General features: G+C 52.2%; 8 protein-coding genes and 1 tRNA gene. 6 read left to right on the top strand and 3 right to left on the bottom strand.

Features of this window, described 5'->3' with window-relative positions; translation table 11 throughout:
- Nucleotides 1-119: 119 nt before the first annotated feature.
- On the bottom strand, nt 120-1994 hold the full coding sequence (locus tag PN477_RS17415; protein ID WP_272116089.1) for a DUF4347 domain-containing protein: 1875 nt from the start codon (nt 1992-1994) through the stop codon (nt 120-122).
- A gap of 161 nt (nt 1995-2155) precedes the next feature.
- The gene (locus PN477_RS17410) at nt 2156-2491 is read right to left on the bottom strand and encodes a hypothetical protein (RefSeq protein ID WP_272116087.1); all 336 of its coding nucleotides are present in this window, start codon (nt 2489-2491) and stop codon (nt 2156-2158) included.
- Nucleotides 2492-2676: 185 nt separating this feature from the next.
- Between PN477_RS17410 and PN477_RS17405 the strand changes: the two genes are divergently transcribed.
- The 5 genes from PN477_RS17405 (at nt 2677) to PN477_RS17385 (ending at nt 6044) form a co-directional block, all read left to right on the top strand.
- Nucleotides 2677-2967, top strand: a complete 291-nt coding sequence (locus PN477_RS17405; protein ID WP_272116085.1) for a hypothetical protein — start codon at nt 2677-2679, stop codon at nt 2965-2967.
- Nucleotides 2968-3081: 114 nt separating this feature from the next.
- Nucleotides 3082-3600 carry an HNH endonuclease gene (locus PN477_RS17400; RefSeq protein WP_272116083.1) on the top strand — a complete coding sequence of 173 codons (519 nt, stop codon included), beginning with the start codon at nt 3082-3084 and terminating at the stop codon, nt 3598-3600.
- Between the two features lie 44 nt (nt 3601-3644).
- Complete coding sequence (locus tag PN477_RS17395; RefSeq protein ID WP_272116081.1) at nt 3645-4043, top strand: alr0857 family protein; 399 nt, start codon at nt 3645-3647, stop codon at nt 4041-4043.
- 247 nt (nt 4044-4290) lie between these two features.
- Nucleotides 4291-5472 (top strand): AAA family ATPase, encoded by a 1182-nt coding sequence (locus PN477_RS17390; RefSeq protein ID WP_272116080.1) that lies wholly within the window; start codon nt 4291-4293, stop codon nt 5470-5472.
- Nucleotides 5472-6044 carry a DUF4276 family protein gene (locus PN477_RS17385; RefSeq protein ID WP_272116078.1) on the top strand — a complete coding sequence of 191 codons (573 nt, stop codon included), beginning with the start codon at nt 5472-5474 and terminating at the stop codon, nt 6042-6044. Before PN477_RS17390 ends, PN477_RS17385 begins: the two co-directional genes overlap by 1 nt.
- Here the strand turns inward: PN477_RS17385 and leuC are convergent.
- Nucleotides 6041-7444 (bottom strand): 3-isopropylmalate dehydratase large subunit, encoded by a 1404-nt coding sequence (gene leuC / locus PN477_RS17380; protein WP_272116076.1) that lies wholly within the window; start codon nt 7442-7444, stop codon nt 6041-6043. The genes PN477_RS17385 and leuC overlap by 4 nt on opposite strands.
- Nucleotides 7445-7571: 127 nt before the next feature.
- Between leuC and PN477_RS17375 the strand changes: the two genes are divergently transcribed.
- Nucleotides 7572-7652: transfer RNA gene (locus PN477_RS17375), tRNA-Leu, on the top strand.
- Nucleotides 7653-7871 lie beyond the last annotated feature (219 nt).

Genomic DNA, 7871 nt, shown 5'->3' with positions numbered 1-7871 from the left:
CAGGATAAATCAATGGCGTTAGTCGTTGAGCCTAGCAACCCTCTGCAACTCTCGTTGTTTGAGTGGATAAATGGTCAGGTAACTGGCTGTTCAGAATCCCCCACTATAGCCCGTAGGGTTTAGTGGGGGAGTATGTCAACTGAAATGGCGGAGTTGGTCAGGCTCACATTACCAAGGCTAGAAATCCCGCCGCCGCCGCCCGTCGCAAAATTACCTGAAACAGTGGAGTTGGTCAGGCTCACATTACCCCCGCTAGAAATCCCGCCACCGCTGCCAGTCTTCGTCCCACCCGTAATCGTGAGGTTGTTGATTGTGGTTGTTCCCATCGTCGCAGAGATGTTAAAAATTCCAAACGGGCCACTCCCCTGAACCGTGGAGCCATTGCCATCAATCGTCACCCCGATCTGCATCCAACTAATCGTTGAGAGGAGGTTCACCGTGCCGCTCACACTAAACGTTACCGACTCATTATTTCCCACCAGAGCTAACGCTTGGCGTAGGGAGCCTGTGCCAGCATCATTTAAGTTGCTGACGGTTTGATTGGCTAATGTCCCATGCCAACGGCTCAGGGTGCGATCAGTAAACGGCCTGATGGCTTCAATGGTTCCCGTACTGCTTTCTAAAACCCAATCCCCTCCATAGTTGCTGCTCCCGGTCCGATTCGTTGAAGCTGCCACCTCTGCCCCGGTGATCGCGGCCAGACTCGCTATGAATGCCTCACCCGTGGCCCCCAAGGCCGTGAAACAACTGTAAAGCAGTAAATCCGCCCCCTCGGTGAGGGAATCTGACCAGGTGCGTAACTGGGTTTGATAATTCTCGACGTTCTCGCTGTTGATCCACTGATTGCCGAGCCAGAAATTCCCCTGATTTCCTTCGGCAACGATCGCAACCGATTCCAATTCCCCCACCGCATCACTGATCAGGGATAACTGTTCGGTGATCGTTGCAATGCCGTTTTCATCACGATCGATAATTTGTGCGATCGTTCCCGCCTCAGCCCCAAACAATAACGCCTCTGGATTGTCCGCCCGTGCATCAATAAACACCGCCTGATCGGGATTGTGCCCCGACTCTGAAAAGCGCACCACTCGCGCCTTCCCGCTCACTAAATCCGGTGCATCCACCGTCACCCGCCCCGCCGCAAATAAATCCGCCTGCTCTGCTATGACTGGCCCCGCCAGATGCACATCACCCGTCACAATTGACCCTTGTAATTCCACCCCGCCCGCCGTTAGCAAGCTGGGTAAATCCATGGGTGAAATTCCGGCGGTTAGGGCCTCCTGGGGTAAATCCAAACTCAGCAACATTCCCGCTTGGGCCACATTCACCAAACGAGACCCCGGTACGGCTGCGAGGGTGACGGTAGGGGCAGCGATCGCCCCCCCGTTGATCACCGTTCCACCCAAAAGCGTGATGTCCTGGTTCGAGGTGAGGGTTCCGGTGTTGACGATCGCGCTGGGTTCGGCGCTTAAAAAGGAAAACTGATTGGGGTTGCCGATCAGGGTGGTGTAGTCATTTGCACCCATGGCATTAAACCACCCTCCCTCGAAGCCGATGCGATCGCTCGTCGTCGCCAAGAAATCCCCGCCCACATTCAAACTCGCCCCCGCCCCAAACACAATCCCCGCCGGATTGATCAGGTACAGATTCGGAGTCGCTTGAATCAGCCCATTAATCACGGATGGATCACCCCCGGTCACTCGCCCCAAAATATTCGTGATCCTGGGATCACTTAAGAAATTGGCAATTTCGCCGCTGCTTAACCCAAATTTTTGAAAGGAGTGAAACAGGTTTTCCCCGGCTTGGGTTCCCCCATCGATGTGATAACTGTTGCCATCAAGGGTGACGATTGTGCCTGTGCCGTCTGGGGCAGGGGCGATCGCTTGGGCGAGGACTGGGTTAGCACAGTATAGGCTGCTCATGCCAAGCAAAACGGCGCAATGGAGAGTTTTCATAAATTGGGGGGCGATCGCTTGTTTTCGGTATGAATTCAACAACTCTCCATCAGTATAAACAGGGGATTTTCTGAACTAATCCCAAATCCCACAATCAGAAGCTACAGATCACGGTGGGCAAGATCGGAAAAAACGTGAATCTCGATGATGGGAGAGGGTTGCCGAGATTCACGCTTGAGGATGTTGCGGTGCGATCGCGCCTAATCAGTCAAACTATCGAGACTGAGGGGAACAAGATCGCCGCTCGTGGTGAGGCCGAGGAGCATGGCGGATTGTTCCGGGATGAGGTGGCCGGTGAGGGCGCAATGTTCGTCTTTTTCGGCGGTGGCGGGCAGGGAGGCGCGGATATCGTGGCGGGAAAATTGGGGGCGATAGTCGCCGGATTTTTGTTGGACGTAATTCCACAGGATGCTGCGGATCAGGGCTTGATAGCCGGTGTTGCCGGATAGGGTTTTGAGTTTGTCTTTGAGTTCGCGTTCTAAGCGAATGCTCGTGACTTCCATCTCGGTGGTTGAGGTGCGGGTCATTGTTTGCATGGGTGTTGCAAAGCCTCCAAAAAAAGGTGTGGACATTCTAGTATTACAAGTGTAGTATTTAAAGCATGGGTTGATCCAACCCCCAGCGCAAATCTTTAAATTCGAGCGATTTTGCTTGAATTCGCGCTGATACTTCGTTTTTTTGAGCCGATCGCCCTTAACGCGATCGCACCCTTGGAGGCTTCATGCGTTCTTTAACTCTTCTACTCCCCAACCTTAACTCCGGCCTGACCTTGATCTCTGGCGGCACGTTTAGCAACGTCGGCCGTGAGCCATGGCAACTGTTGGGATCGAACGCTGATGCCGTCGAAAGAACGTTTTTGACCGGGTGTGATCATGGCGATCTCAACGCATCTATGGCGCTGAAGCCGGACTATGGCCGAATTAGCGATCGCCCGAACCCCTTGATGATTGTTTCACCCCCCCGAAGCGGGCAAGCGCCCCGAACTGACCCCAGTTCTGCCCCTGGCGCTTAACCTCCAGAGTCTGCCCTTAAGACCCCGCTTCTTCCCCATGAGAAGCGGGGTTTTGGTTTGGATTCTGACCCCGGATCATGACCCGCCCCACCAGAGTAACCAGGACGTTGAGCCATGACTGCCACAGAAGTTTTGAACCGTTCCGTTGTCGTGTTTTCCCACAGCTACTTGCCCCTGATGCGGATTACGCTGCGGCGGGCGGTGACGTTGATTTTGACCGGGAAAGCCGAGCCGATTTTACTGTACAACCCCGCTGTGTGGGCGGTGCGATCGCCCTCTGTCAGCCTGCAAATTCCTGCCCATATTCGGCTGATCATTCCCCACCGGGAACGGGGCTGGAATGTGCCCCCGGTTAGTCGGCGCGAAGTCCTCAAGCGCGATCGCTCCACCTGCCAATATTGCGGCAGTCGGCACCATCTCACCCTTGACCATGTTCTACCCCGCTCCAAAGGCGGTCAACATACTTGGCACAACGTCGTTACGGCCTGCGCAACCTGTAATGGTCGCAAGGGCGATCGCACCCCCGAACAGGCCAAAATGCCCCTGCGCACCATTCCCAAAGCCCCCATCCATCCCACGGTGATCTTCGCCGAACAGTTTTGGGACAGCGTTCAAGATAGCCCCACCGGCTAGACCCCCTTAACTCCCCTTTTCATCCCTTTGCCTTCAAAACACCGATGTTGAAACTGATTTACCACGAAGACGGCTTCTGGTTGGAACAATTGACCACCCCACTCGAACGGTGGTTAAACACCCGCCTCATGGTTGCGGTGCGTTCCGCCCACAGCCTCACCCTCGAACCCAGCACCGCATCGTTCATCCTGCCGGACACCGTCCCCCGCTGGGATGAACTGGATCGCCTCTCTCGCCAAGAAGCCCCCTGTGCCTTACTCGTGGAACCCTGCGATGAAGGCTATGTGGAAGTTTGCCTAAATGGGATTTGGGTGGGCGAAAATCCCGAAGCCGAAGCAGGGGTATTTGTGGCTCGCTTGAGCGATCGCACCGAATTCCTCGTCTACAAGCTCTGGCAAACCGCCGAATCCCTCGCCCAAGTCAGCGGCGATTTCCTGGATTAATGAGCGATCGCATCCATCATGATCCGATGGGTGGGTGCGATCGTCCATGGATTTCCCAAAGCTTGACATAGCACTAGCCAGGGCAGTCAGGACATTCAGAGACTCTGGAACAAGGGGCTTAAGCCCCTTGCCTGTCCTAACGAATTTGTCCACTGCTATATCAGTCCAGCCAATCAATTCGATACAATGATTCCCAACAACATCACAGACAGAATCCACAATCAAAATTTCCATAGATTGTAATGGCATGAAAATCGCCTCCATCAAAATCAAAAATTATCGTGTTTTTGAAAACATAGAAATCACAAATATTCCCGCCTTCTGTGTCATCATCGGAGCAAATGGCACAGGAAAATCAACTCTATTTGATGTTTTTGGATTTCTGCGTGATTCACTAAAAAACAACATTCGCCAAGCCTTGCAGATTAGAGGCGGATTCAAAGAAGTTATCACCAGAGGTAAAGAACAAGAAAACATCGAAATTGAGCTACAGTTTCGGATGAAAATCTTGGATACAGAACGATTAGTAACCTATGTTCTCATTATTGGACAAGTCCATCAACGCCCCGTTATTAAGCGAGAAATTCTCAGATACAAACGTGGTGAATATGGTTCACCCTTTCATTTTCTCGACTTCCAAAATGGTCAAGGCTATGCGATCAAAAATGAAGAAGATTTTAAAAGTGATGAAGAATTAGAACGGGAAGATCAAAAGCTAGAGTCCGCTGATATTTTAGCGATTAAAGGACTAGGACAATTTCAACGCTTTAAAGCCGCCAATGCTTTTCGTTCCTTAATTGAAAACTGGCATGTTTCTGACTTTCATATTAGTGATGCGAGAGGGAGCAAAGATGAACTGTATGCCGAACATCTTTCCCCCACGGGCGATAATATGGCCGTTGTTGCCCAATATATTCATCAACAATATCCCGAAATTTTTAACCGAATTTTGCAGCGGATGAAGGAACGGGTTCCCGGTGTGTCTACCGTTGAAGCCAAGAATACCGAAGACGGCAGACTCATCCTCAAATTTCAAGACCAGGCGTTTAAAGACCCATTCATTGATCGTTATGTCTCCGATGGCACGATGAAAATGTTTGCCTATTTAATCTTGCTCTTTGACCCGAAGCCCCACCCTTTATTATGTGTTGAAGAACCTGAAAATCAACTTTATCCTAGCCTTTTACGGGAACTTGCCGCCGAATTTGACAGTTACGCGAACCGGGGTGGACAGGTTTTTGTGTCTACCCATTCTCCTGATTTTCTGAACGCCGTTCCGCTAAAAAGTATCGTTTGGCTGACCAAAAACAAAGGCATTACTAACCTCCAGAAAGCGGCTGATCACGAAATTCTTAGAAATCTTGTCAAAGCAGGCGATCAGCCTGGTTATCTCTGGAGTCAAGGCTGGTTTGAAGGAGTTGCGCCCTGATGCGTTACGATGTGATTTTTTTGTTAGAAGAACCTTCAATTAAAGTTATTTTAGATGCAATTCTCCCTCAGGTTATTCCGGATGGTATTCATTATCTCTGCCTTGTTCACCAAGGCAAACAAGATTTAGCCAGTTCTATCCCTCGAAAAATCAGAGCATTTCAGTATCAGCCTCAGACAAAATTTGTCATTGTTCATGATCAAGACTCCCACGACTGCAAAAGTCTCAAGGCTGAATTATTCAATCTTTGTCACACGGCCGGGAAACCGACTGTATTGATTCGGATTATTTGCCGTGAACTTGAATCATGGTTTCTCGGCGATCTAGCCGCTGTTGAACAAGCCTATAATCTTAAGCCTCAGAGCCTCAGTAAACGACAAACTCAGCGCAAATTTCGCGATCCGGATCGGCTTAATTCTGCGAAACAAGAACTGAAAAAGCTGGTCGGTGAATATTACGCGGCAACCCACGCTAAGGCGATCGCGCCCTATTTATCCCTCACTCACAATACCTCTCGGAGCTTTCACATTTTCCTAGCGGGCATCCGCAACTTCATTGCAGATCTCGTTTAGAGGAGGTCGCGCACGTCTTTGACTTGGCCGTGAATGGCGGCAGCCGTGACCATGGCGGGACTCATGAGCAGGGTGCGGCCTTGGGGGGAACCTTGGCGGCCTTTGAAGTTGCGGTTGGAAGAAGAGGCGCTGATTTGGTTGCCTTGGAGTTTATCCGGGTTCATGGCGAGGCACATGGAGCAACCGGCTTCGCGCCATTCAAATCCGGCGGCTTGGAAGATTGCGTCGAGGCCTTCGGCTTCGGCCTGTTGCTTGACGCGCTCGGAACCGGGAACGACGAAGGCTTTCACCTGGGGGGCAACCTTGTGACCTTCGGCAATTTTGGCGGCTTCGCGGAGGTCGCTGATCCGGCCGTTGGTGCAACTGCCGATGAAGCAGACATCAACGGGCGTGCCTTGGATTGCTTGGCCGGGTTGGAGGTTCATGTAGCTGTAGGCTTCGTTCATGACGGCGCGATCGCTCTCCGCCACATTATCCAAACTGGGGATACATTCATCCACGCCAATCCCCTGGCCCGGCGTAATCCCCCAAGTCACCGTCGGGGCAATCTCCGCCGCATCAAAGGTCACAATATCGTCATACTCGGCATTGGCATCGGAGCGAATGCTCTCCCACCAGGTCACCGCTTGATCCCAGTCCTCGCCTTTGGGGGCAAAGTCGCGCCCCTTCAGGTAGTCGTAGGTGGTTTGGTCGGGGTTGATGTAGCCGCAGCGTGCGCCGCCTTCGATGGACATATTGCACACGGTCATCCGCTCTTCCATGGACATCGCCTCGAAGGTCGTCCCCGCGAATTCGTAGGCATAACCCACGCCACCCTTCACGCCCAATTTCCGGATGATATGCAAAATCACATCTTTGGCGTAAACCCCAGGGCGCAGCGTGCCGTTCACTTCGACGCGGCGCACGTTCAATTTTGAGAGGGCGAGGGTTTGGGAGGCGAGGACATCGCGGACTTGGGACGTACCAATCCCAAAGGCGATCGCCCCAAATGCGCCATGGGTGGAGGTGTGAGAATCACCACAAGCAACGGTCATGCCGGGTTGCGTCAGGCCCTGTTCTGGGGCGATCACATGGACGATGCCTTGGTTGCCAGAGCCAACATTGTAGAAGCGGATGCCGTGCTCTTGGCAACTTTGTTCGAGGGCTTGGATCATTTCTTCGGCGAGGACATCGGCGAAGGGGCGGGCTTGGTTTTCCGTGGGGACGATGTGATCGACGGTGGCAACGGTGCGCTCTGGAAAGAGGACGGTGAGGTTGCGATCGCGCATCATCCCGAAGGCTTGGGGGCTGGTGACTTCATGGATCAGATGCAGACCGATGAAGAGTTGGGTTTGCCCTGATGGCAACGTCCCGACGGTGTGCAAGTCCCAAACTTTATCAAACAGCGTGCCCTTACTCATAGTCCCGTGAAGTTCTCAATGGTGCGCGATCGCAACAGCCTAACCTGTGATGGTTCCTGCTGTTGTGGTCATAGACTCCAAATTATATCGCCAGTTCGAGCGATCGTGCTACAATGCGGGACGGTAAGCGGACGTGGCGGAATTGGTAGACGCGCTAGATTTAGGTTCTAGTATCTCTGATGTGAGAGTTCGAGTCTCTCCGTCCGCATAAACCTTAAACCCTTACAAAACAAGCAGTCTTAGGTTTTTCCTGAGGCTGTTTTTTAGTGCCATCTACCAAAAATCTACTAAACCTATTGTACCCATTGGTGAAACGGTAGACACTACCAGTAAGTACAGGGATAAGGATCGATGATGAATCAGAGTGATTCCTTGGCAGGTGGGAGAGCATACCACAGTCACTCACACCGTCAAGGGTACGCTCGAT

The organism is Spirulina subsalsa CS-330 (assembly GCF_028330765.1).
GTDB classification, from domain to species: domain Bacteria; phylum Cyanobacteriota; class Cyanobacteriia; order Cyanobacteriales; family Spirulinaceae; genus Spirulina; species Spirulina subsalsa_A.
The sequence above is the reverse complement of the archived record's forward strand: the minus strand, read 5'-3'. Positions and strand labels throughout refer to the sequence as shown.